Annotated in this window: 23 protein-coding genes and 3 tRNA genes; 12 read left to right on the forward strand and 14 right to left on the reverse strand. The window is 66.9% G+C overall.

Annotation, left to right across the window (positions count from 1 at the left end):
- The first annotated feature begins 14 nt into the window (after positions 1-14).
- Positions 15-91, forward strand: a tRNA-Arg gene (locus IB259_RS29680).
- 67 nt (positions 92-158) lie between these two features.
- Positions 159-235: transfer RNA gene (locus IB259_RS29685), tRNA-Arg, on the forward strand.
- 80 nt (positions 236-315) lie between these two features.
- Here IB259_RS29685 and IB259_RS29690 read toward each other — a convergent pair.
- The 3 genes from IB259_RS29690 to IB259_RS29700 all read right to left on the reverse strand — a co-directional run bounded on the left by IB259_RS29690 (position 316) and on the right by IB259_RS29700 (position 3,404).
- Positions 316-1,092, reverse strand: coding sequence for a hypothetical protein (locus tag IB259_RS29690; RefSeq protein WP_192330925.1), 777 nt, complete (start codon positions 1,090-1,092; stop codon positions 316-318).
- A 98-nt stretch (positions 1,093-1,190) separates the two neighbouring features.
- On the reverse strand, positions 1,191-2,633 hold the full coding sequence (locus tag IB259_RS29695) for a DUF1254 domain-containing protein (protein WP_054453160.1): 1,443 nt from the start codon (positions 2,631-2,633) through the stop codon (positions 1,191-1,193).
- 81 nt (positions 2,634-2,714) lie between these two features.
- Positions 2,715-3,404, reverse strand: a complete 690-nt coding sequence (locus tag IB259_RS29700; protein WP_119450049.1) for a DUF3313 domain-containing protein — start codon at positions 3,402-3,404, stop codon at positions 2,715-2,717.
- Between the two features lie 337 nt (positions 3,405-3,741).
- Between IB259_RS29700 and IB259_RS29705 the strand changes: the two genes are divergently transcribed.
- A tRNA-Arg gene (locus tag IB259_RS29705) sits at positions 3,742-3,818 on the forward strand.
- An 89-nt stretch (positions 3,819-3,907) separates the two neighbouring features.
- Here the strand turns inward: IB259_RS29705 and IB259_RS29710 are convergent.
- The 3 genes from IB259_RS29710 to IB259_RS29720 all read right to left on the reverse strand — a co-directional run bounded on the left by IB259_RS29710 (position 3,908) and on the right by IB259_RS29720 (position 5,306).
- On the reverse strand, positions 3,908-4,138 hold the full coding sequence (locus tag IB259_RS29710) for a DUF3079 domain-containing protein (RefSeq protein ID WP_054453156.1): 231 nt from the start codon (positions 4,136-4,138) through the stop codon (positions 3,908-3,910).
- Positions 4,139-4,353: 215 nt separating this feature from the next.
- The gene (locus IB259_RS29715) at positions 4,354-4,581 is read right to left on the reverse strand and encodes a hypothetical protein (protein ID WP_054453154.1); all 228 of its coding nucleotides are present in this window, start codon (positions 4,579-4,581) and stop codon (positions 4,354-4,356) included.
- A gap of 122 nt (positions 4,582-4,703) precedes the next feature.
- Positions 4,704-5,306, reverse strand: coding sequence for a helix-turn-helix domain-containing protein (locus tag IB259_RS29720; RefSeq protein WP_054453692.1), 603 nt, complete (start codon positions 5,304-5,306; stop codon positions 4,704-4,706).
- A 186-nt stretch (positions 5,307-5,492) separates the two neighbouring features.
- Between IB259_RS29720 and IB259_RS29725 the strand changes: the two genes are divergently transcribed.
- From IB259_RS29725 to IB259_RS29735, 3 genes are all read left to right on the forward strand, one after another.
- Entirely contained in the window at positions 5,493-6,104 is a 612-nt protein-coding gene (locus tag IB259_RS29725; RefSeq protein WP_156337355.1) for a hypothetical protein, read from the forward strand.
- 238 nt (positions 6,105-6,342) lie between these two features.
- Entirely contained in the window at positions 6,343-6,969 is a 627-nt protein-coding gene (locus IB259_RS29730) for a cysteine dioxygenase (protein ID WP_192330927.1), read from the forward strand.
- A gap of 61 nt (positions 6,970-7,030) precedes the next feature.
- Positions 7,031-7,795: an IclR family transcriptional regulator gene (locus IB259_RS29735; RefSeq protein ID WP_082400883.1), complete on the forward strand. Its 765-nt coding sequence runs from the start codon at positions 7,031-7,033 to the stop codon at positions 7,793-7,795.
- Here IB259_RS29735 and IB259_RS29740 read toward each other — a convergent pair.
- Positions 7,704-9,344 carry an FAD/NAD(P)-binding protein gene (locus IB259_RS29740; protein WP_192330929.1) on the reverse strand — a complete coding sequence of 547 codons (1,641 nt, stop codon included), beginning with the start codon at positions 9,342-9,344 and terminating at the stop codon, positions 7,704-7,706. The genes IB259_RS29735 and IB259_RS29740 overlap by 92 nt on opposite strands.
- Positions 9,341-10,309 (reverse strand): tripartite tricarboxylate transporter substrate binding protein, encoded by a 969-nt coding sequence (locus tag IB259_RS29745; protein ID WP_054453146.1) that lies wholly within the window; start codon positions 10,307-10,309, stop codon positions 9,341-9,343. The genes IB259_RS29740 and IB259_RS29745 overlap by 4 nt, the downstream gene beginning before the upstream one ends.
- A 284-nt stretch (positions 10,310-10,593) precedes the next feature.
- On the opposite strand from IB259_RS29745, the gene IB259_RS29750 reads away from it, so the two are divergent.
- The 5 genes from IB259_RS29750 to IB259_RS29770 are packed head-to-tail and all read left to right on the forward strand — an operon-like array spanning position 10,594 to position 15,580.
- A complete protein-coding gene (locus IB259_RS29750) occupies positions 10,594-11,763 on the forward strand; it encodes a CaiB/BaiF CoA-transferase family protein (RefSeq protein WP_175164074.1) in 1,170 nt (389 codons plus the stop codon).
- The gene (locus tag IB259_RS29755) at positions 11,760-12,482 is read left to right on the forward strand and encodes an enoyl-CoA hydratase/isomerase family protein (protein ID WP_192330931.1); all 723 of its coding nucleotides are present in this window, start codon (positions 11,760-11,762) and stop codon (positions 12,480-12,482) included. The genes IB259_RS29750 and IB259_RS29755 overlap by 4 nt, the downstream gene beginning before the upstream one ends.
- Positions 12,483-12,513: 31 nt before the next feature.
- On the forward strand, positions 12,514-13,347 hold the full coding sequence (locus IB259_RS29760; RefSeq protein ID WP_054453140.1) for a CoA transferase subunit A: 834 nt from the start codon (positions 12,514-12,516) through the stop codon (positions 13,345-13,347).
- A complete protein-coding gene (locus tag IB259_RS29765; RefSeq protein WP_192330933.1) occupies positions 13,340-14,074 on the forward strand; it encodes a CoA-transferase subunit beta in 735 nt (244 codons plus the stop codon). The genes IB259_RS29760 and IB259_RS29765 overlap by 8 nt, the downstream gene beginning before the upstream one ends.
- Before the next feature lie 9 nt (positions 14,075-14,083).
- On the forward strand, positions 14,084-15,580 hold the full coding sequence (locus IB259_RS29770) for a class I adenylate-forming enzyme family protein (protein WP_192330935.1): 1,497 nt from the start codon (positions 14,084-14,086) through the stop codon (positions 15,578-15,580).
- A gap of 31 nt (positions 15,581-15,611) precedes the next feature.
- On the opposite strand, the gene IB259_RS29775 is transcribed toward IB259_RS29770, so the two are convergent.
- Both IB259_RS29775 and IB259_RS29780 read right to left on the reverse strand, forming a co-directional pair.
- Positions 15,612-16,583, reverse strand: a complete 972-nt coding sequence (locus IB259_RS29775) for a tripartite tricarboxylate transporter substrate binding protein (RefSeq protein ID WP_192330937.1) — start codon at positions 16,581-16,583, stop codon at positions 15,612-15,614.
- 59 nt (positions 16,584-16,642) lie between these two features.
- On the reverse strand, positions 16,643-17,512 hold the full coding sequence (locus IB259_RS29780) for a fumarylacetoacetate hydrolase family protein (protein WP_054453133.1): 870 nt from the start codon (positions 17,510-17,512) through the stop codon (positions 16,643-16,645).
- Positions 17,513-17,700: 188 nt separating this feature from the next.
- On the opposite strand from IB259_RS29780, the gene IB259_RS29785 reads away from it, so the two are divergent.
- Positions 17,701-18,369, forward strand: coding sequence for a FadR/GntR family transcriptional regulator (locus IB259_RS29785; protein ID WP_054453132.1), 669 nt, complete (start codon positions 17,701-17,703; stop codon positions 18,367-18,369).
- 85 nt (positions 18,370-18,454) lie between these two features.
- Here the strand turns inward: IB259_RS29785 and IB259_RS29790 are convergent, their stop codons facing one another.
- From IB259_RS29790 to IB259_RS29805, 4 genes are read right to left on the reverse strand one after another with little or no spacing between them, the layout of a single operon-like run.
- Positions 18,455-19,345, reverse strand: a complete 891-nt coding sequence (locus IB259_RS29790; protein ID WP_119450042.1) for a GntR family transcriptional regulator — start codon at positions 19,343-19,345, stop codon at positions 18,455-18,457.
- A 5-nt stretch (positions 19,346-19,350) separates the two neighbouring features.
- Positions 19,351-20,403, reverse strand: a complete 1,053-nt coding sequence (gene pdxA / locus IB259_RS29795) for a 4-hydroxythreonine-4-phosphate dehydrogenase PdxA (RefSeq protein ID WP_054453127.1) — start codon at positions 20,401-20,403, stop codon at positions 19,351-19,353.
- Positions 20,400-21,617: a D-threonate kinase gene (dtnK, locus tag IB259_RS29800; RefSeq protein ID WP_192330939.1), complete on the reverse strand. Its 1,218-nt coding sequence runs from the start codon at positions 21,615-21,617 to the stop codon at positions 20,400-20,402. Before dtnK ends, pdxA begins: the two co-directional genes overlap by 4 nt.
- Positions 21,614-22,639 carry a 2-keto-3-deoxygluconate permease gene (locus tag IB259_RS29805; protein ID WP_082400881.1) on the reverse strand — a complete coding sequence of 342 codons (1,026 nt, stop codon included), beginning with the start codon at positions 22,637-22,639 and terminating at the stop codon, positions 21,614-21,616. Before IB259_RS29805 ends, dtnK begins: the two co-directional genes overlap by 4 nt.
- Positions 22,640-22,758 lie beyond the last annotated feature (119 nt).

Genomic DNA, 22,758 nt, shown 5'->3' on the forward strand with positions numbered 1-22,758 from the left:
TTTTAAACGCAAATGCGCCCGTAGCTCAGCTGGATAGAGTACCTGGCTACGAACCAGGGGGTCGTAGGTTCGAATCCTGCCGGGCGCGCCAAGTTTGAAAAGTAAACCGCAGTAAAAACGGCAAGATTTTTCTGATATAATTTTGCCTCTTTGCCGGAGCGCCCGTAGCTCAGCTGGATAGAGTACCTGGCTACGAACCAGGGGGTCGTAGGTTCGAATCCTGCCGGGCGCGCCAAGTTCACTTGGCCAATACAGCAAAGAAAATGGAAAGGCCTTTGATCTCGTATCGAAGGCCTTTTTGTTTTGCGCCGCCATCTAGAAGCGGATTGTCAGGCCCGCCATCGGCCCTTGCAGCACGGCGTCGAACTTGAAGCCGCCGCTGCTGTAGTCCACGCCCACTGCGCGATAGCCTATCGCCGCCGAGACATTCTTGCTGAAGTTGTAGCCGAGACCCAGGCCCACATCCCAATCCGCTTCTGCGCCGCCCGCGCCGATCAGGCCCCAGCCGGTGATGTAGTACTTCGAGCTCAGCATGTAGTTTCCGCGCACGCCCACCAGGCCGTCGACCCAGGTGGCGCCGTCGCTGCGCGTTCTGCCGTTCAGGTGCGAGCCCTTGAGCGTGATGTCGGTGTCGACCGACCAGACGCGCAGGCCTGCGACGACGTCCAGCTGATGCGGTGAATTTTCCAGCAAGGAATAGCCGACGCCGAGCAGTCCCGCGAACGTGGATGCCTTTACGTCCGCACTGGCGGCCAGGATGCCGCGCGGCGTATCTCCCTGTGTGCCGATCTTGGTGTAGATCAGGTCGCCGAATACGCTGTAGCGTCCTTTGCGCGCCTCGCCGATGAGCATCGCGCCGAAGTCGAGGTTGTCGAACAGCTCGTCGAAGTCCGAGTGGATGTCGATGACGGGCGAGCGCGAATGGGATACCTTGCCGGAGAGGCCGGCAGCCCAGAAGTAGGGCGTGACCGAGAATTGCCATTCGTTCGAAGGCACGGTACCCGCTGCGGAAGCGGGCTCCGCTTCGGCGCCTAGCGCAGTCCCTGCTTGCAGCAGCCCGCAGATCAGGCAGCCCATGATTTTCTTTTTCATTGCAAACCCTCCCCAAACGGCAGGCGTGATGAATCGCATCCATCACGCCTGCGGTGAGCGCAAAGCCGGCCAGGGGCCGGTGCGGCGTAACCCAGGTATCAGGTGACCCGTCTTACGGGAGGGATGGTCCAGGAGCCGTCGATGATCGACGGGTTGCTTTCGTTGGGCCAGTAAAGACGCATCATCAGGATGAATGGGCCCTTGGGCGCAGGCAGCCAGTTCGACTCCATGTCCGGTCCGGGCGATTCATGTTGTATGAACAGGTCGATCGAGCCGTCGGGCTTGGCCTTCAGGGGTTGGCGCGCGCTGATCGAGTAGCGATTCAGCGGGTTGTCGACGAAGAAGTAGCGCGCGTCATACATCGTCAGCGACCAGAAGCCCGACACTGGCGGCGTAAGCCCCTTCTTGAAGGTCAGCACGTACTTCTCCGAACCGTTGTAGGTGCGCTTGATGGCGCCGGTGTCTGACTTCAGGGACGTGGGATAAACGGCGTCCTGGGGGCGGTTGGCGCCCAGGCCGATCGCGGTGACCAGCGCCCGTTGGAGGTAGTTGGTGCCGTATATGCCCGTCTTGGTCGTGAAGCCCCAGCCATCCACGTCCTGGATGTCGCCGCCGCTGGACTTGAAGTGCGTCATGATGCGTCCGAAGCCCACCTGCGGAACGCGCTTCGCAATGTCGGGGTCGAGCTTGCTCTTGTCGAAGTCCTGTCCTGGCACGATGCCTATCGAAGCCATCTTCGCGACGATGGGCGCGTCGGCGGCGCTGGGCGGATTGCGCTTGAGCAGCTGCGCAAACAAGCTGAAGTACTCGACCGCGTCCATGTTGTTGACCTGTTCGCGCACCGAGGTCTTCATGTCTATCGCAGGGTCGACCTTGCCCGCGGGCGGAGTCCAGTCCTTGCCCCATGCGCTCAAGGGACAGAGCTTCACTTCGTCCTGCAGCTTGTGCACTTGCGCATAGTCTTCCGGCGTGCCGGTGCAGTAGATGCGGCCCAGCAGCCACACGATGCTGGTGGGAGATTTGTACTGGACCATGCCTTGCGGAATCGAGCCCTCCCATCCGGGGCCGCTGACCACGAAGGTTTGCGCACCCGTGCCCGTGGTGCGCTTGCCAGGCACATCGAACACCGTCGTCCAACCGTCCAGCATCGGAAACAGGGCATAGCGTCCATTCATGTCGGGCAGGCTGACGACCCAGGGTTCGTCGCCGACGTCAAAGAAGGAAGTGGTGTACAGCGTGTCGGCGTTCGGCGCGGTCACGTCGCGGAACTTGGCGTCGGGATACTGGCGCAGTTTGATGAGATTCCCCATCGGCGCTCGCGTGCCCTTGGGCTCCGCAACGTTGGTGATGACTCTTCTGGTCATCTCCATGGTCACCAGGGGATAGGCGTAGATGTAGACATCGGTCGCCAGTCCGAACTGCTCGTCGCCTTCGGGCAGATCCGCGATCAGGCCATCGGCGGCCCGGGCGGCGGCGCCCAGGGCGCTGGTTGCGAGCAGAGCAAGACCACCTGCATTCAATGTGCGGCGCGTTAGCTTCATAGGATCACTCCAACGGACTCATGGGTTGAAAATCACGAAGTGCCGCGGCACAGGCCAAGCTGTGCCGCGAGATGCCTTGCTCTAGCGTTGTCGTACGTACTTGCCTATTTCCCGGGCTGCGCCCGAGGTCCATTCATCGATCAGCGGCTGCAGTTTGGACAGGCGGACGCCGCCCGCGCCCTGGGTGGCGTTGGCGACCTTTTCGCCCGTGCCACCCCGCACGGACGCATACAGCAATTCATCCGACATACTGTCCGTGACCCGCGACTCGATGGCGACGCTGGCGTTGCGCGCCATGCCTCCTTCCATGGCGGCGCGGGCCTCGGTCATTACCAACGCGACGGGAATGTATTGATAGGCTCGCAGCGCCTGCTCCGAGGTTCCCACCGCGGTGATGGCGATGCGGATACGGGCGACGCCGGGCCCGGCGCGATCGACCAGCCTCACCTGTTCGCCGACCTTGCGCCGCAGCGTCTCGTTGACCGCCACGCGTATCTCCGTGAGGGTTTCCATGGAAACGTCCGCGGATGGCTGAGGCTCCGGGTAGTACTCGATCGGATCAAGCCACACCGCGGCATAGCGAGACGCGTTGAAATCAGGATTCAGGTAGACCAGGCGGGTTCCGCCGTCGGGGGCGGGCATCTGGTGCAGAAGCGAGTAATCCGACAGGAAGCCGGACTCCGTTGTTTTTGGAGCGGTGGAACAGCCTGTGGCCAGGATCGCGGCAGCGAGGCCCAGAACGAACGCGCCCGAGGAATTCTTGGTGTCCATGCAAGTTCCTTCTGACAGATGGGGGGGCAGGAGAGCCCCGACTGCAGGCGTCGGCGAGAGGTCCTGTGCAAAAGCTGCTTCTCCGCTCGTGGGCGCATTTTTTGTCCTATATGCACAGGAAACCAATTATTTTTCCAAGCGTGAAATTTCGCAACGCGGACGAGTGAACCGGGCTTTCTGAACTATTCCCTTTGTGCGCGTTTTGTGGAAGGAATCGCGCGGCCGAGGCGGGCCACGAATCGCGGGCGCGTGATTCGGACGCGGCGCGGACACAGGCTTCGGCCTGTCCGATTTGCGCACCCTTAATTTTTCATGGTATAAACACGCCTCTTTCGGAGCGCCCGTAGCTCAGCTGGATAGAGTACCTGGCTACGAACCAGGGGGTCGTAGGTTCGAATCCTGCCGGGCGCGCCAAGCTTCTTGCTTGGATGAAATGGAAAGAAAACGGAAAGGCCTTTGATCTTCGATCGAAGGCCTTTTTGTTTTGCGGCGCGGATTGCGCTTCAGTGCGTGGAGGCTGGTTCCGCGGCCCGGACCTGGTCTCGGGCCTTGTCATCTTCGTCGTCGAATCCCCAGTCTCCAACCGTGTACCAATCGTCTCCCAGGGTCTCTGCGGGATGCATGGTGCGGCCGGACCCGTTGCCGCAGGCCATCGAGTCGGTGGCGCAATAGCGGTCGCAGCCCCAGCATATGCGTTCGGGGTGCTTCGGGTGCAAGGGAAACTTCTTGGCCATGCGAAATGCCTGTTGACGGAGGGCGCCGCGATGGCGGCGCCGATCTTTCCGGATATATGTCCAGCGTACTGCCGGGCGCGCCCGAAATTCCTTGATCTGGCTCAAGCGCAGAGCCTGCGGCCCGATGCGCGCAGTATTGCGCGTCGGGCCGCGGTTCTGGGGAATTGGGGTGGAGAAAGCGCCGCCCGGTGAGGCGCGGCGCCGGTCTCATGCGCCTAATGGCGTCGTCGGTCCACCGCCGTCAAGGATGTGCCGCTCTTGAGCAGCTGGTAGGTCTGTCCGCCCAGCCACGCGACTTTTTCGCCCGTGCTGGTGCGGCATACGCAATGCGTCTTCGGATCGAAGCGCGAGGTGCCCAGCGCGGAATACGCGTCGGGGTCTGAGACGAATCGTTCAATGCGGTAGAGCGTGCCGTCCGGCGCGGTGGCGAGGACGTCGGTCAATCGTCTTGCGGTGCCGAGCATATGCGATACCTCCATGCGCGGGCCATTGGATATACGGCGCCAAAGTCGTTCAGGCACTTCAGTATGCCAGGGCGGGAAGCTTGATGTTCCCGCATCAGGCGCTAATGAAGGTGCCCTCCAAACAATGAATCGTCGAGCTGGTCGGGAGTGACGCCCAGGGCTTCGGATACGCGGTCCAGGATAACCTGCCTGGGCCGCGGGCGCGGCCGTTCCAGTTCGATATAGATGGAGTGGTCCACCCCCAGTCGTGCAGCCATATCAGCGGTGCTGATTTTGAGATGCTCACGCCAGGCGCGTATCAGGCTCCAGTCGTTGCCGGTTTTTAGATTGACGACAGCTAATGGTAAATGACTCTGCCCCTGCGCGGGTGTTTTGCGCGGGGCGGATTTTCTGCGGGCGTCGCGCAGGCTGCTCTTGGCGGCAGCGCTCTTGCGGGAATCGCCGCGAGGCGTGGTGGTAGCGATTTCGGCGGTGAAAATGGCGCCGCCGTTCAATTGGCGATACTGGTTGTCGCCGATCCAATGCAGGGCTTCACCGTTGTCGAGCATGCACTCGCAGTCCAGGTGATAGTTGCTGGGCATGCTCTCGAGTTGGGCGATGGTTTCCGCGGTCGTGGCGTGGCGCACCACGCGGTGCAAGACACCGTCTGGCGAGCGCACGAATACGTCGGGAAGTCTCCAGGAAAACGGAATGATAATCTCCACGGCCAAACCTATCCCGCCACTGTATCCCGGGGTGCGGGTGGTGGGATTTGGGGTTTCCCCTCGCCTGACTTGAGCGGATGATTGTGCGCCACATCAGCCCTCAACATCTTCACAAATCTTCACGCCGCGCGAGGCTATCATCGCCGCGTTGCCTGGGGTTTTGGGCGTACTGTCCGAGTGTTGCCGATGTCTCTGGCCGCGGCTGGAATCGTGGATGCGCGACCGCGCGCGAGCAGGGCGGCGTGGTGGGCCGTGCTGGCGTCGTGCGCGCTGCATGCGATGGTGGCGGGGCTGTGGTGGCGCGACCGGATAGAGCCCGCAGCGCGCGCGCCGGAATTGCCGTTCTACGTGGATCTGTTGCCCGCCCGGTCGCCGCCCATGCCACAGGAACAGCCGGCGAAGGACGAGCCTGCGTCCGGATCGGCGCCTGCTCAGCCTGCCCGCGTCGACACGCCGTCGCCGGCCGTGGCTGCAGGGCAACGATCCGGCGCGCGCAGGACACCCGCGCCATCCGCGCCGAGGCTGGACAGGACACCCGTGCCACCGTCGGGCGCTGCGGATCTTTCGCGCGATTTCGGTTGGCGCCCCGAAGATGCGCAAGCGGCGGGCATGCCGCGCGCACGTGGCGAGCCCGTCGTGCGACTCGGACCCAAAGCGCCGGTCGAACAATCCGAGATCGCGCGCGGCATCGCCAAGAGCGCGCGGCCGCCATGCAAGAACGCCCATGCGGACATGGGCTTGCTGGCCTTGCCGCTTCTGTTGGCGGATACCGTTACGGATCGGGGCTGCAAGTGGTGACGCCGAAGCCCTCGCTGCCTGCACGCGCGCCGCGGCGGCGCTGGAGGAATATCGAGATGCGTGCTTTTCATTTTCAATCTTGCCGCCAGTCCGATACGCTGCTCGCGCGGCCCGTGGCCTGTCAAGAAGAGCCAAGCGCGATTACCTGGGTAGCGGCAGGGGCAAGCATGCGCGTCTGTCCTGAATCGTGGATACTATTTTTTCAATCTGGGATTTCCAGAATTCATGGAGAGACGCAATGCCCGAATCTCAAGGCGGCCTGGACAGGCTGCGCCGCTTCATCGCCGCGGCGACCCGGCTGGCCACGCCCACAGGCCTGGCGCAGACGCCGGAGTTGCAGGCCGCATTCGCCGACCTGGTGCGCCATGACGATTGGCTGCCCGAGGCCTGTACCGCGCCCCATCCGCAGTACTACCAGCAGTATCTGCTGCACTGCGATCCCCTGGAGCGCTTTTCGCTGGTGAGTTTCGTGTGGGGGCCGGGCCAGTTCACGCCGGTGCATGATCACGAGGTCTGGGGCTATGTGGGCATGCTGCGCGGGGCCGAGGTCAATCAACGCTATGTCCGCGGCAAGGACGGCAGCGTCGCGCCCGCGGGCGCCGCGACCACTTTGCAGCCGGGCGACATAGAACGCCTGTCGCCCGCCGAAGGCGACATCCACCGGGTCTCCAACGCCCACGCGGACCGCGTATCGATCAGCGTGCATCTCTACGGCGGCAACATCGGCGCCGTGTCGCGCCATGTGTATGACCCCGCGACCGGGCAGGCCAAGCCTTTCGTGTCGGGGTATTCGTCGGCCAGCTTGCCGAACCTGTGGGACCGCTCGGAAACCGTGCGGGCCGCCATTGCCGGGGGCGCACGCTAGGGTCTGTTCGCGCGCGGCGTCCCATGCTATTTTCTTGTCCTAAATATTAGGAAAACAAAAAATGGACAAGACGCTGCTCAAAGGTCTGATGGTGCTGGAGGCGGTGACCGACGTGGACAATCCGCCGCGCACCATCGATGCGCTGGCCGCCCGGGTCGGACTGACTCGCAGCAACACGCACCGCACCTTGCAGACGCTGATACATGCGGGCTATGTGACCAAGGACGATGACGGCGGCGGCTATCGCGGCGCGGTCCGGCTGTTCGAGCTGGCGGCGCGTCAGCTTGCCCAACTGGACGTGCGCAAGCTGGCCGCGCCCTACATGCGCACGCTGGCCGACCAGACCGGCGAAACCGTGCACCTTTCCGTGCTCGACGGTTTCGACGTGGTCTACGTCGACAAGATCGACAGCCCCCAGCCGATACGCGCCTATTCGATGGTGGGCGGACGCGCGCCCGCCTATGCCGTCGCCACGGGCAAGGCGTTGCTGGCCTACCAGCCGGAAGGCTATGTCGAGCGCTACGCCGACAAGCTCGTGCGTCATACGCCGTCGACCATCGTGTCCATGCCGCTCTTGAAGGACGAACTGCGCAAGATCGCCCGCACCGGCTATGCGGTCAATCGCGGCGAATGGCGCGAAGGCGTGGGCGGGCTGGCCGTGACCTTGTTCAACAGCCTGGACCAGCCCGTGGCCGCCATCGGCATCTCCGGTCCGCTGGACCGCCTGAGCGCCGCTAGGATGAAGCAGCTGGCGCCGGACGTGGCTGCCTGTGCCCAGTCCATCTCGCAGGGGATGGGCTATCGCCGGGGCTATCTGGACCAGTAGCGGGCCGCGCCAGCGCCGCGCTGATGCGCTGCGCCTGATCGCGGGCCAGCCGCGCATTGACATCCATGGACGTAGTCCAGAAGTACGTGCCGCCCGCGAGGCTACCCAGCACCGAGATATCCGGCTCGATCCCGCCTGCGGCGTTCTTGAGGCATCCCGTGGCATAGTCCAGCGCCAGGCCGCCATGGGGATCGGGCTGCGCATGGCCCTCGCGCAATAGCGCGGACACCAGCGGGTCCTGCGTGCGCGGCGTGTCCACCGAGAAGCTGGTGGCATTGATCAGATAGCGGCTGGCATGAGTGCAGACGGCGCCCGTCGCGTCGCGCAAGCGCGTGTGGAACAGGCCGCTGACGCTATCGTGGCGGCTGTCCAGATAACCGCCACAGACCTGCAGCTGGCCGTTCTGGAACAAGGCTTGCAGCTTCAATGCGTTGCGCATCGGAAAGGTGGCGCGCCGCGCCATCCACAGCGAACGCCATTGCGACTGGAAGCGGCTGCGCTCGGCTTGCGGCAGGAGATGCCAGATCAGGTCGACGGCGGCATTGGTGGCGGCCGCCACCGCCTGCCACGGGCGCGGGGCCTGGCCGGACCGACGTATCTCCTCGTCCAGTGCGACGTGGGCCTCGCCCTCCATGCCGAACACGTCCGCGGTTTCCAGGCTGCCGCCCAGCGCCAGGACTTCTTCCTGGAGCGCGGTGACGATGATGTCCAGCGACAGTGCGCCTCCATGCCTGGCGGCCAGGCGCGGAACGCCCTTCGGGCTCAGTTGTTGCAGCGTGTCTGGCGCGCGGTTGTTGGGGCTGCGCACGGAAGGCAGGCGGCCATTGCGCGATACGCACAGGATGGGGCCGCGATGGGCCGTCTGTTGCAAGGCGGCGATGGCGTCCACGGCGCTCAGGCTGGTGCCGATGATGCAGACCGGCGCGTCGGCGGCGATGCCGCGGGTCAGCGCCTGGACCGGGTAGGGGCTGTTGAAGTAGCCGGGCGCATCGCGTAATTCCGGGAACGCCTGCGAAGGCAGGTTGCCGTTGCACAGCACGGCGTAACGCGCCAGGAAGGGCGAACCCGGTTCCGCTTCGACCCCCACGCCTCCGCCAGGCAGCGGCGCCACGCGGCGGACCCGGCCGCGCAAGTGCGTGAGCGTGATGCCCAGCGCGCGGGCTAGCCCGCAAGCCCGTCCGTAGACTGCGCGCATGTAGGCGCCGAACAGCGGGCGCGGCAGGAAGTCCGCCGGCGCTATCGAGTCCGCGCCCTGCGCGCGCAGCCAGGCGGGATCCTGGGCGCGCAGCCAGTCCACGAAATCCATCCTGTGATCTGCCCGCGCCGACATGTTGCCGGCGGGGATGTTGAGCAGGTTGCTGGGCAGATCCTCCTGGTAGGCCTCGCCCGCGCCCGGTTCGGCCTGCGGCTCGAACAGCGCGATCGTCAGCGCTCGTCCAGCGGCAGGTTCCAGCGAGAGCAGGAATTGATAGAGGAAGCTGACGGCCACCGAGCCGCCGCCGACGATGGCCAGGTCCGCCGCTTGCGGTGTCGTGTCGGGCGCCGTCATTTGGCCGCCGACAAGCGCACCACGTCGGCCCAGCGGGCGACTTCCTGCTTGAGCACGCGGCTGGTATCGGCGGGCGTGGTGGCCACAGCGTCGGCGCCCAGCTTCTGTGCGGCCTGCTGCACGGAAGCCATGGCCGCCGCCTTCTGCATGCCGGCCGAGAGCTTCTCCACCACGGCGGGCGGCGTGCCCGCGGGAGCCAGCAGCGCGTAGGTGGTCGCGACCGAGTAGTCCTTTACGCCCTGCTCGGCGAGCGTGGGCAGGTCCGGCAGCGCCGTGGCGCGCGTGGCGGTGGTGACGCCCAGCAGGCGGATCTTGCCGGTCGCGACCTGGGGCAGCAGCGCCGGCAGCGTTTCGATCACCATGTCGATCTGCCCGCCCAGCAGGTCGGTGATGGCGGGGCCGCTGCCGCGATACGGCACGTGCATGAGCCGGGTGCCGGTGACGACCTGGAAGAGTTCGCCTGCCATGTGCTGTGACGTGCCGGGGCCGGCCGAACCAAAGGTGATGGTGCCGGGCTTGCTCTTGGCCAGGGCGATCAGCTCCTGCACGTTCTTCGCGGAAATCTTGCTGCTGTTCACCGCCACGGCCATGGGCATGCTGGTGGCCATCGACACGCCGACGAAGGCGGTGCCGAAGTCGTAGCCGGGCTTGTCGGGCATGGCGGCATGGATTGCGTGGCTGCCCACGGCGCCCATCAGCAGGGTGTAGCCGTCGGCGGGCGATTTGGCCACGTACTCGGCGCCGATCTCTCCGCCCGCGCCCGCCTTGTTTTCCACCACCACGCTCTGTCCCAGGTAGTCGCCCAGGTGCTGCGCATAGATGCGCGCGGCCGCGTCCGTCGCGCCGCCGGGCGGGAAAGGGACCACCATGCGCACGGGTTTCGTCGGCCAGTTGTCGGCCGCGGCCGCGCCGCCTGCCAAAGCCAGCACCATGCCCGTCAGGGCAATGCGCCACATTTTTTTCATGGAAGTCTCCTTGGTGTCGGTGCGGGCCGTCCTATGCAGCGTCTCGGCCCTTTTTTAAAATCCTAAAATATAGGATTCAAGTATCAATAAATGATTTACTTAGAATTCCACACGGTGCTATGCTGGTCAACAATTAAGCACATCACCTAGGGAATGCACTAGGATTGACGCCAAAATACGCAAGCATGCGCCAGAGATGGGCTGGATGATGCCAGTCTTGAAGGTCAGCTCTTATAATGTTTTCTTTGTCCCAAATATTGAATTTTCATAACGAGAGGTCAGACATGACACCCAGTTCGGCGCTGGCCGGCATCACGGTGCTGGAGATTTGCAATGTCGCGGCGGGGCCTTTTTGCGGCATGTTGTTGGCGGACATGGGCGCCGACGTGATCAAGATCGAAAACCCCGAAGGCGGCGACACGCTGCGCAGCTGGCCGCCCATTTCCGACGGCTACAGCGAAAACTTCGCGTCCCTCAATCGCAACAAGCGTTCGGTGACCTTGAACCTGAAGGATCCCGGCGACCTGGCCTTGGCGCGCGATCTGGCGCTGGCCGCCGACGTGCTGATCGAGAACAACCGGCCGGGCGTGATGGACCGCCTGGGCCTGGGCTATGCGCAGCTGCGCGAGGCCAATCCCAAACTGGTCTATTGCTCGATCTCGGCCTACGGCCAGTCGGGGCCCCGTTCGCAGGAAGGCGGCTTCGACCTGACCATCCAGGCCATGAGCGGCATCATGAGCGTGACCGGCGAAGCGGGCGGCGAACCCGTGAAGTGCGGCGTGCCCGTGGCTGACTTTTCGGCCGGCCTGTACGGCGCCTTCGCCATCGCGTCTGCCTTGCGCGCGGCCCAGGCCAGCGGGCAGGGCACGCATATCGACGTGCCCATGCTGGGCGCCACCTTGGGCATCGCGGCCTTGCAGACCTCGGAGTTCTTCGGCAGCGGCAAGGATCCGGTCAAGCTGGGGTCGGCCCATCCGCGCAACGCGCCGTATCAGGCATTCCGCTGCAAGGGCGGCTACTTCGGCATGGCGGCGGGCAACCAGGCCTTGTGGAAGGGCGTCTGCGCAACGGTAGGCCGCGAGGACCTGCTGGCCGATCCGCGCTTTACGGACACCAGCGCCCGTGCGCGCAACCAGACGGCGTTGCGCGAGATCCTCGAGGCGATCTTCGAAGCCGAGGACGCGCAGACCTGGCTGGCGCGTTTCCGTGCGGCGGGCGTGCCTTGTGCGCCCATCAACACCTATTCCGAGGTGCTGGCGGATCCGCAGGTCGAGCACATGGGTTGGGTGCAGCCCGTGGACCTGCCCAACGGCGTGCGCACGCGCACCTTCGGCCTGCCGGTGCGCTTTGACGGCCAGACCACGGCCTTGCGCCGCCGGCCGCCGGCCTTGGGCGAACACAACGATGAAGTGCTGGGCGCGCTGCGCGCCGCCAGAAAGGAGACGGCGGCATGAGCGAGGTCCTGCGCATCGACAAACAGGGCGCGGCGCATGTGTTGACGCTGGCGCGGCCCGACAAGATGAATGCGCTGTCAGCGCCGCTGGTGGAGGCGCTGATCGCCGCATTGGACGAGGCCGATGCAGGCGGCGCCCAGCTCATCGTCTTGAAGGGCGAGGGCAGGAATTTCAGCGCGGGCTTCGACTTCGGAGGTTGGCAGGAACAGAGCGAAGGCGACCTGCTGCTGCGCTTCGTGCGCATCGAGATGCTGCTGCAGCGGCTGGCGGCTTCGCCGTGCCTGACGCTGGCGTTGGCGCATGGCCGCAACTTCGGCGCGGGCGTGGACTTGTTCGGCGCTTGCAAGTGGCGCGTCAGCGCGCCCGATGCCACGTTCCGCATGCCTGGGCTGAAGTTCGGCCTGGTGCTGGGCACGCGCCGTTACGCGGCCCTGGTCGGCGCCGAGCGGGCGCGCGCGGTGCTGGAGCAGGCGGCCACGTTCAGCGCGGAAGAAGCCTTGCGCGACGGCTTCGCCAGCCGACTTTCCGACGCTCAGGATTGGCATGCCGTCGAACGCGAGGCGCTGGACGCGGCGTCAGCGCTGAGCTGCGCCAGCCGTGTCCAGCTGTATGCGGCGCTGTCCTCTGAAACGCCGGATACCGATCTCGCCCGCCTGGTGCGCTCAGCCGCCCTGCCGGGATTGAAGGAGCGGGTGGCGGCTTATCTGCAGGCGCGTTGACCTAAGAAGAACACGCAGGGAAGGAGACATCATGGCATCGGGTTTCAATCAGAAGAACAAGCAGTGCACGCTGGCGGAGCTGGCGGCGTTGGTGCCCAACGGCGCGTCGATCGCCTTGGGCGGCAGCTTCCTGCACCGCGGACCGTTCGCCTTCGTGCGCGAACTGATCCGGCAGGGCCGGCGCGACCTGGAACTGGTCAAGCAGTCGCCAGGCTACGACGTGGACATCCTGTGCCGCGCGGGCGCGCTGCGCCGCGTGCGCGCCGGCATCGTCGCCATGGAAGGGAACTTCGGCCTGGCGCCCTGGTACCGCAAGGCGGTGGAGCGGCGCGAAATCGAACTTGAGGAACACGCGTGCGCCAGCCTAACGGCCGGCTTGCGTGCGGCGGCCTTCGGCGTGCCGTTCCAGCCTTGCGGCGGCCTGCATGGCAGCGGCCTGCCCGAACTCAATGGCTGGAAATGCCTGGACGATCCCTACGGCAGCGGTCAGAAGACCTGGGTGGTGCCGGCGATCCGGCCGGACTTCGCCGTGATCCATGCGTCCGAGGTGGACGCGCTGGGCAATGTGCGGGTGCATGGCACGGCGCATTGGGATCGCATCATGTCGCGCGCCGCGGGCAGCGTGCTGGTGGTGGCCGAGAAGGTGGTCGACAGCGCGGTGTTCGAGGCCAATCCGGAATCCACGCTGGTGCCGTTCTTCATGGTGCAGGCCTATGCCGTGGCGCCGCAGGGCGCATGGCCGGGATCCTGCTGGCCTGACTACGCCATCGACTATCCGGCAGTGGAGGCATACATGGACAAACACAGCGATCTGCAGGCGCACATGGCTGCGGCGCCCGAAGCGCGGGAGGTGCAGCATGGCTGAGCAATGGTCGGGTTTTTCCTACATCGTCACCAATCTGGCGCGTTTCATCCGGCCGGACGAGATCACCTTCAGCGGCGTGAATTCCACCATGCCCATGCTGGCCTGCCTGCTGGCCAAGCGCGCCTACGATTGGGACTTCGTCTACATCAACGTGGCCGGCGGCGTGAACCCGCGGCCCTCGCATGTGCCGATCTCCAGTTCCGACCCGGTGCTGGCCGAGCACACCGCGTCGATCTTCTCCAACGAAGACTTCTACGACCTGTGCACGCGCGGCCGTATGGATCTGACCTTTCTGGGCGCGGCGCAGATCGACGGCGCGGGCTGCGCCAACAACTCCTGCATCGGCGACTGGCATGAGCCCAAGGTGCGCCTGCCGGGCGGCGGTGGCGGCGCGGTGATGCTGCCCACGGCCAGGCGCGCCTGCACCTGGCGCACCGAGCACTCGCGGCGCACCTTCGTGCCGAAGCTGGACTTCATGACTTCCTGGGGCGGCTTCCACGGCGTGGTCACGCCGATCGCCGTGTTCGTCAAGCGCGACGGCCGGCTGGCCTTGCAGTCCTGGCACCCGGAATCCAGCCTGTCTGAAGTGCGCGAGCGCACGGGGTTCGAATTCGAAGCGACGGGCGCCGAGCCGTCCGCGCTGCCCAGCGCAGCCGAGGCGCGCGCCTTGCGCGAGCTGGATCCCGACGGGCAGTTCGAACGCGACGCGGCCGTCGCGCTGCGCTAGGAGACTGCCATGACGATCGCCGATGCCACGCTGGTGGCCGCGTTCGCGCGCCTGTGGAGCCAGCCGCAATGGGCCGGGCGGCCAGCCATCGTGACCACGGACGGCGCCTTGACGTATGCGGGCCTGCAGCGCGAGGTCGGGCGCATCGCGGGCGGCTTGCGCGCCGCCGGCGTGGCGCGCGGCAGTCAGGTGGCGATCGCGATGGAGCGGTCGCAGGCGCAGGTGCTGGCGATCCTGGGCGTGATGGCGGCGGGCGCCTGCCCGTGTCCGCTGGAGCCGCGCCTGTCGGACGCCGAGACCGCCAGGCGCGTGGCGGCGGTGGGTCTGGGCTGGATGCTGCACGACGCGGCCAACGCGGCCACGGCCCGGGCCAGCGGCCTGGCGCCGCAACACCTGCTGGACGCCGCCGCCGTGGCGCAAGGCCCGCTGGATTGGACGGGCAGCGGCGAGGCCGAGCCCGGCGACGCGGGCCTGCTGCTTTTCACTTCCGGCAGCACCGGCAATCCCAAGGGCGTGCTGTTGAGCCACCGCGGGCTGGCGAACAACGCGCGCGGGGTGCTGGCGCACACAGGCTTGACGCCGGCAGACCGGCTCCTGCACGTGATGCCGCTGCATCACACCAACGCGCTCAACAACCAGATCTTCGCGCCGTTGCTGGCGGGCGCCAGCGTGGCGCTGGCGGGGCGCTTCCGGGCCGAAGACATGCCGGGCTTGCTGCGCGCGTTCCGGCCCACCCTCATCACCGGCGTGCCCACCATGTATGCGCGCATGCTGGAACTGGAGTTCGACCCCGCAAGCCTGGCCGCGTTGCGCTTCGCGCGCTGCGGTTCAGCGCCCATCACCGAAGCGCTGCACCGGCGCATCGAAGCCTTCCTGGGCTGCCCGCTGGTGGTGTCCTACGGCCTCTCGGAGGCCACCTGCACCTCGACCATGAACCCGCCCGCCGCGCGCCGCGTGGGGTCGGTGGGCACGGTGCTGGCCGGCCAGAGCGTGACCTTGCGCCTGCCGGATGGCAGCGAGGCCGCGCCGGGCGGCGAAGGCGAGATCTGCATCGCGGGCGACAGCCTGATGCTGGGCTATGTGGGCGTGGACAGCGCCGACGCGGGCGCGCCGCAGCTGTTGCGCACTGGAGACTTGGGGCGTTTCGACGAGCAGGGCTACCTGAGCATCACCGGCCGCATCAAGGACGTGATCATCCGCGGCGGCGAGAACATATCGCCGGCGCTGATCGAGGGGGTAGTGACGGGCCTGCCGGGCGTGGCCGCCTGCTGCGTGGTGGGCGCGCCCGACGAGGACCTGGGCGAAGTGCCCGTGATCTTCGTGCAGCGCGCGGGCGAGGCCGCGCCGGATGCGCCCGGCATACAGGCCGAGGTGCTGGCGCGCCTGGGCCGCATCTACGTGCCGCGCGAGGTGTTGTGGATCGAGCGCCTGCCCGAGAACGCGGTGGGCAAGGTCGACCGCAAGGCGCTGGCGCGGCAGCTCGCGCCCGCCAGCCTGCGTTCATGAAGCGGAGGGACGCCTCGGGCGTCCCGTTACGCTATTCGACCTTGCCGATCCGGTTGACCGCTGTCTCCAGCGAGGCCGTGTCCTGCTTCCAGTATGCGTCGAACGCGGGCGCGTCCAGGTACTGCACGGGGCTCCCAGTGCCGGCGATGCGCGCCTGGACTTCGGGATTGCTGGCGACGTCCTTGACGGCTTGGCGCAGCTTGTCGACGACGGCCGGCGGCGTGCCGGCCAGGGCGAATACGCCTGACCACTGCACGAAGCTGATGTCGTAGCCCTGCGATTTGAAGGACGGTACGTCCGGCAGGCTGTCGAGCTTGCCGTCGCCCCAATGCGCCAGCGCCTTGACGCGCCCCGCCTGGATCAGCTGCATGACGCTGGACGGCCCGGTGGCCAGGGCATCGACCTGGCCGCCTACCAGCGCCTGCACTGCGGGGCCGGCGCCGGTGAAGGGCACATGCATCATCTTGATGCCGGCCGCGCTCTGCAGCATTTCCATCGGCACGTGCATGGTGCCGTAGATGCCGGAAGAGCCGTAGCTGAACTTGCCGGACTGCTTCTTCGCCGCGTCGACGAATTCCTGCAGCGTCCTGTACGGCGCGTCCGCGCGCACCACCAGCACGGTGGGATCGGCAGTGATGCGCGCAATCGGCACGAACTGGTCCAGCTGATAGGCCGGCTTGCGTTCCAGCAGGCGGTCGGCTGCGGGCAGGATGGAAATCGACGACAGGCTCATCAGCAGCGTATAGCCGTCGGGCTTGGCGCGCCCGGCCTGGCCGATGCCGATGGCGCCGCCCGCGCCGCCCTTGTTTTCGATGACCACGGCCTGGCCCAGCCTGTCGCCCATGGCCTGGGCCAGCGGCCGCGCGATCGTGTCGGCGACGCCGCCGGGCGGGAAGGGCACCACCATGGTCACGGGGCGTTCAGGGTAGCCGGCAGCCAGCGCATTCGCGGCTCCCAGCCATAGCAAGGCGGCCGCGGCCGTCCGGTAGCAACGCAGATTCATGTCTCACTCCTTGTGCTTCCTGCTGCCGAGCCGCCCCGTGTTCATTCCGGGGCTTGTACTCAGACGAAGCGGTTTTCGATATGTCCGATGCCGTCGATTTCCACGCGCACCACGTCGCCGTGCTTGAGGAACCGAGGCGGGTTCAGGCCCTGGCCCACGCCGGCCGGCGTGCCGGTGGCGATGACGTCGCCCGGATACAGCGTGATGCCGCGCGAGCAGGTTTCGATCAGCGTGGGGATGTCGAAGATCAGGTCCTCGGTATTGCCGTCCTGGCGCAGTTCGCCGTTGACCCAGCAGCGCACGCGGGTCTTCTGGCCGTCCAGCTCATCGGCCGTCACCAGCCAGGGGCCCATGGGGCAGAAGGTGTCGAAGGACTTGCCCAGATCCCATTGCTGGTGGCGCATCTGCACGTCGCGCGCGGTGACGTCGTTGACCACCGTGTAGCCGATCACGTGGCTCATGGCCTCGGCGCGGGAAATGTTGCGACCGCCCTTGCCGATGACCACCGCCAGTTCGGCTTCGTAGTCGATCTTGTCGGACACGCCCACGGGCAGTTGCACGTCGGCCCAGGGGCCGACCACGGTCTGCGGCACCTTGGTGAACACGATGGGCCAGGATTCGGGATTGGCGTCGTTGTCCTTGAAGACCGAGTCGCGCAGTTCCTTGGCGTGGGCGTGGTAGTTGCGGCCTACGCAGAACAGGTTGCGCCGCTGCGCCGGCAGCGGCGCTTCATGTTCCACCTGGTCCCAACCGTAGGACGAGCCGATCTTGCCCGGCAGGGCGCGGCCTTCGGCCAGCCACTCCACGGCGGTCAGCGCGCCGGCCGCTGCGAGTTCGCGCGGGAAGTCCAGGGCGGTCACGCTGCCGCCGTCGTCGGAAACCACGCCGATGCGGCGTTCACCGTTGATCCGGAATACTGCAATCTTCATGCTTGCTCCCTGGGCGGTCCGGCCGCCCGTGCTTAATACCAAAAAGTACCAATTGAGTGAATCGTCAGGCCCAATTGCGGAGAAGGATATACCAAATAAACCAATTTTCCTAACAGGATTAATAGTTTTTTAGGCGTGTATTGGTCTGTTTTGGTATCATCTGGCCGCTAGCCATTCTGGGACGGTCCATGGACAAAGCTTCCGCCTTGCGCGCGGTCATCATTGAAAATCTGCAATCCGGCGCCTGGCCCGCCGGCCATCGCCTGCCCACGGAACGCGCCCTGAGCGAACAATTCGGCATCAGCCGTTCAACGGTGCGCCGCACCCTGGCCGACTTGAAGGTCGAAGGCTTGATTTCGCAGCGCGTGGGTAGCGGCACCTACGCCAATCCGCCCTCGGTCCTGGCGCAGGCCGAAGGGCTGCTGCGCACCGAAGTGCTGTCCACCAGCCCGGCCGAACTGATGGCGGCGCGCTTGGTGCTGGAACCGGCGATTGCGGCCTTGGTGGTGCAGCACGGCAGCCCGGCCGATTTCGCCGCCATGCAGGACGCCTGCGCGCGGGCCGAGGCCGCCGACAGCTTCGAAGCGTTCGAGATCTGGGACGCCAAATTGCACGAATTGATGGCCACGGCCACGCACAATCTCTTCATCGAAAAAGTGTTCGCCCTGATGACGGCGGCGCGCTCGCAGGCGACCTGGGGCGCCTTGAAGCGCAGGAGCCTGACGCCCGAGCGGCGCCAGGCCTATCAGGTCGAGCATCGCGAGATCGTCGATGCGCTGCATGACCGGGACGCCGAACGGGCCATGGAGGCCGTGCGGCGGCATCTGCTGCACGTAAGGGACAACCTGCTGGGCTAGGGGTCGCAGCGTCCGCAGGCCGCAGGGGACTGCGGCGCGGCCGGGTCTTGGCCGCAGCAAGAGCGGCCGGCGCGGGATGCGCGCCTCAGGGCTGCGCGCGCAGCCGGGCCAGTTCGGCGGAAAGCTCGGCCACCAGGGCCTGGGCGCGCGCCAGCGGATCGTGGCCCTCGGGCGAGGGCTCCGCGGGCGTGTCGGGCGTCTGCAGCCGGGGCTGCACGCTTTCATGACCCATGCTGACGTCCACGTCGAACACCAGTTGTTCGGCGCGGTGCCAGGTGGTGAACCATTCCAGGGGGCGGCCATGCTGGTCCATGCCCTGGCCTTGCAGCATCAGCAACGGCGTGCCGGCTTGCGTGCCCAGCAGTGCGGCCAGCGTCTGGTCGGCGGCAACCGCCCGGATCTGATTGCGCCCGGCGCCTGGACGCAGGCCGAAGCGGCGCGTCAGCACGCCATGCAGGGACGCGTCGGCGAGATCTTCGGCGCGCAGGCCCGGTACCGCGTCGGCGGGCAGCCAGGTGCGCACGTAGGCCAGCGGCGCGTCGGCCACATGGCGCAGACGCTCCAGCATCAGCAATTGCGTGGTGCCGAAGAAGGCGGCTACGTCCGCGGGCGGCTCGGCGCGCGCGAACGCGAGCACGCGGGTCTGCAGGGCCACGCCGGACTGCGCGAACTGCTCGTACAGGCCGGTGGAGCGCTGTACCAGCCGGCGGTGTTCCTGGGGCGCGGCCACGCTGGCGGGACGCCCGGTTTCGCGCTGGATCAGGCCTTCGGTGGCCAGGGCCGCCAGCGCCTGGCGCACCACGCTGCGCGCCACGCCGAAGCGTTCGCACAGCGCCGCCTCGCTGGGCAGCACGGCGCCGGCCGCGAGCTTGTTCGTGCGGATGTATCCGCGCAGCAGGGTCGCCACCTGGGCGTGCAGCGGGATATCGCCGGAGCGATCAAGTACGGGCAATGCGTCGTGCGTGGCGGGCGCCATGGGAATCAACCTCCGGTTTGTGCCCGCGCAGTTTCCCACACATGCGTCCAGCCCGGGGCCAGATGCGCGGCGCGCTCGGCGGCCAGGATCAGGCTGTCCTCGCGGGCGATGCCACGGCCGGCAATGTCGAAGGCGGTGCCGTGGTCGACGGACACGCGCACGACGGGCAGGCCCACCGTGATGTTGACGCCGTCGTCGCCGTAGACCGCCTTGAAGGGCGCGTGGCCCTGGTCGTGGTAACAGGCGATCACGAACTTCCACTTGCCGCGCACGGCTTGCGGGAACAGCGCGTCGGCCGGAATCGGGCCTGCGGCCAGGATGCCGGCGGCATTGGCTTCGGCCACCGCGGGCGCCAGGATGTCGGCGTCTTCGGTGCCGAAGATGCCGTTTTCGCCGGCATGCGGATTCAGGCCTGAGACTGCCACCGGCTGGTCGCCGCGGCCCAGCGCCTTGGCGAACGAGCCGGCCAGGCGCAGCACTGCGCGCATGCGCGCAGGGGTCAGGTCTTCGATGGCCTGGCGCAGCGACACGTGAGTGGTGGCGTGGAAAATGTAGAGGTCGCCGGCCGACAGCACCAGCGAGAAGGTCTTGACGCCGAACTCGTGCGCCAGCAGTTCGGTGTGGCCGGGCCACTTGTGGCCGGCGGCGTGCATGGCCGCCTTGTTCAGCGGGGCGGTGACGATGCCGTCGACCTCGCCGGCGCGCGCCAGGGCGCAGGCCGTGGTGACAAAGCGCACCGAGCCGTCGCCCGCGTCCGCGCTGATCTCGCCCAGCTTTACATGGGCCAGCGACGGGCCGGCCTGCAGCACTTCGATCGTGCCGGGCGTGTTGGCGCAGTCGGCCGCGCGGTCCAGCTTGCGCACGATGGCGGGGTCGCCGCCCAGGCCGCGCACGGCGTTGGCCATCACGTCGACGTCGCCGACCACGAGCAGGCGGGCCTTCTGGCGCAGTTCGTCATGGCCCATCAGCATCTTGGCCGTGATTTCCGGCCCGATGCCCGCCACGTCGCCCAGGGTTACGGCCAGCAGGGGCAGTTTGCCCGGTTGGGGTTGTGTCATCGCTTGAATCTCCTGTCGCGGATCGCGCGCACCGCGCGAACCAGTACATCTTCGGTGCCAAAGCCGCCGGCCTTGGTCACCACGGGCAGGCCGGCGGCCGTGCCTCCGGTCAGCGTGCCCAAAGGCACGCCGCCCATCACTTCATCCACCAGCGCGATGCCGCGGGCGCCCAGCGCCACCAGCACGCTGCGCGCGCCGTCGCCGCCGGTGGCGACCACGCCGGCCGCGTTCGCGCTGGCGATCAATTGCGCGGCCAGGCCGCCCAGGCGTTCGGCGACGGTCTCGGAATCCAGGCCGTCCAACTGGCCTTCGGGCGCCAGCAGCAGCACCGTGCCGGCTTGCGCGGGCGACTGGGCATGCGCCTGCAGCAGCGGCTGGCTCCAGGCCTGCCATGCTGCGTCGTCGGCCAATTGGGCCAGCGAGGGCGTCCAGGTGTCGGCGCCCGAGGCTTGCAGAGCCGCGGCTTGAGCGCGTGCCGCGCTGTGCTGCGAGGTCACCACCACCACGACCGGCGCGGTCTGGTCGGCGCCGGCCCAAACGCGGGCCAGCGGTACGGCAAGGCCGCCCGCGCCCACGGGCAGGGCGTGCACGCCCAGCAAGCCGATGGCGCGCGCCAGGCGTTCCAGGTCGGCTTCGGTGGCGGCGTCAACCACCACGGTGTTGCCGGCCGCGCGGATGCGCGCCGCCAGCGTTTGCGGCGTGTCGCCTGCCTGCGCCGCTACATGGGCGCAGCCCAGCAGGGTGGGGATATGGCTTTCGGTCACGGGGGTGACCGGATCGGTGGCCGCCGAGGTCTCGGTGACCGGCTTGCCATTGACGTAGAGCACGCCTTGTTCGACGGTGCGGCCGGTGGCCGGGAAAGCCGGGCAGATCACCGCAATGGTGTCCGGACCCCAGGCCTCGCGCGCCGCATCGATCTCGGCCTTGAAGGCGCCACGCAAGGTGGAATCCACCTTCTTGTACAGGCGTGTGACGCCAGCCGCGCGCAGGCGGCGCACGTTTTGCCAGACGACTTCGGCCGCGTCGGCGGTCGACAGGGGGCGGCTGTTGGTCGTGACCGCGAGCACTTCCACGCCGGCGGCGCCAGGACCGGACAGCGCCTCGTCGGCGCCGCCGATGGACAGATGGGTGTTCCAGCCGGCGCGCACGAACTGCACCGCCGTGTCGCCGGACCCGGTCAGGTCATCGGCGACGATGGCGATGGCGGGATTCAAAGCGCCTCTCCGCGCGCTTCACGCAGGGCGGGCGCGACCGTGGGGTCGGCGTCCTCAGATTTGAGTTCGCCGGCGCGCTTGAGGAAGTACGAGGCCAGCATCGGCGCCAGGATCGAACTGATCAGCACGCAGGCGGCGACCTGCGCGGTGGCGGTCGACACGTACTGCTGGAAGTTGGGGTCTGCGGCCGCCACCACGGCCGGGGTCGCGATGGCGTTGCCGGCGGTGGTGCCGGCTGCGAAGCCCAGGCCGCTCTTGCCGCCGCGGCGCAGGATGTAGCGATAGCCCAGGTAGACCAGGCCGCCGGTGATGGGGCTGATGATCAGGCCCAGGATCAGGCCGCTGACGCCGCCGGAAACCACGGCGCCCAGGTTGATGCCGGTGCCCAGCGCGAAGGCGAAGAACGGGATGACGATGTTGGGCACGGGCTTGAGCACGTCGCGCCACTTGGGGTCCAGGTTGCCGACCACCACGCCCAGCAGGAACGGCACCAGCGCCGCCACCAGGGCGATCATGGGGATGTCGGCCAGGCCCGAGGCGCCCAGGAACAGCAGGCTGAAGAAGGGGCCGTCGTTGACCGCGCTGGCCACATAGGCGCCGCGGTCGCGGGCATCTCCGTACTGGCCGGTATAGGCCAGCCACAAGCCGCCGTTGCTGTTGTCGAAGGCGGCCAGCAGCGCCAGGATGGAGACGCCCAGCACGCCGTCCAGGCCGACGTAGCTGCCCAGGATGATGATGAGGGTGGCGGGCACCAGCGTCTTCATCAGCAGGATGGTGCCGGCGGTGGCCAGGATGGGGCCGCCGGTGCGCGCATTGACCTGGGTGCCGGTGGCGAAGATCAGCAGCGCGATCAGGGGCAGGGCGCTGTTCTTGAACAGTGCCGTGGTGAACCCGCCGATCGCCAGGGCGTCGGGAGCGAAGGTGCCGATCAGGGAACCCAGGATCAGCGGCACCAGCATCAATCCACCGGGGATTTTCTGCATCGTGCCAAAAAAGGGCGAGCGGGAAGTTTCGGTCGACACTATCGGAGTCTCCAGGACGGTTTTTCTGGGTTGCAGACGTTCGAGCGCGCGTCTGTCAGACGGTTGAACAGGGATGAAAAACCGTAGTGTACACCTGTACGTACAGCATGTACGTACAG

The organism is Achromobacter sp. ACM04 (genome assembly GCF_014851465.1).
Lineage (GTDB): Bacteria > Pseudomonadota > Gammaproteobacteria > Burkholderiales > Burkholderiaceae_B > Achromobacter > Achromobacter aegrifaciens.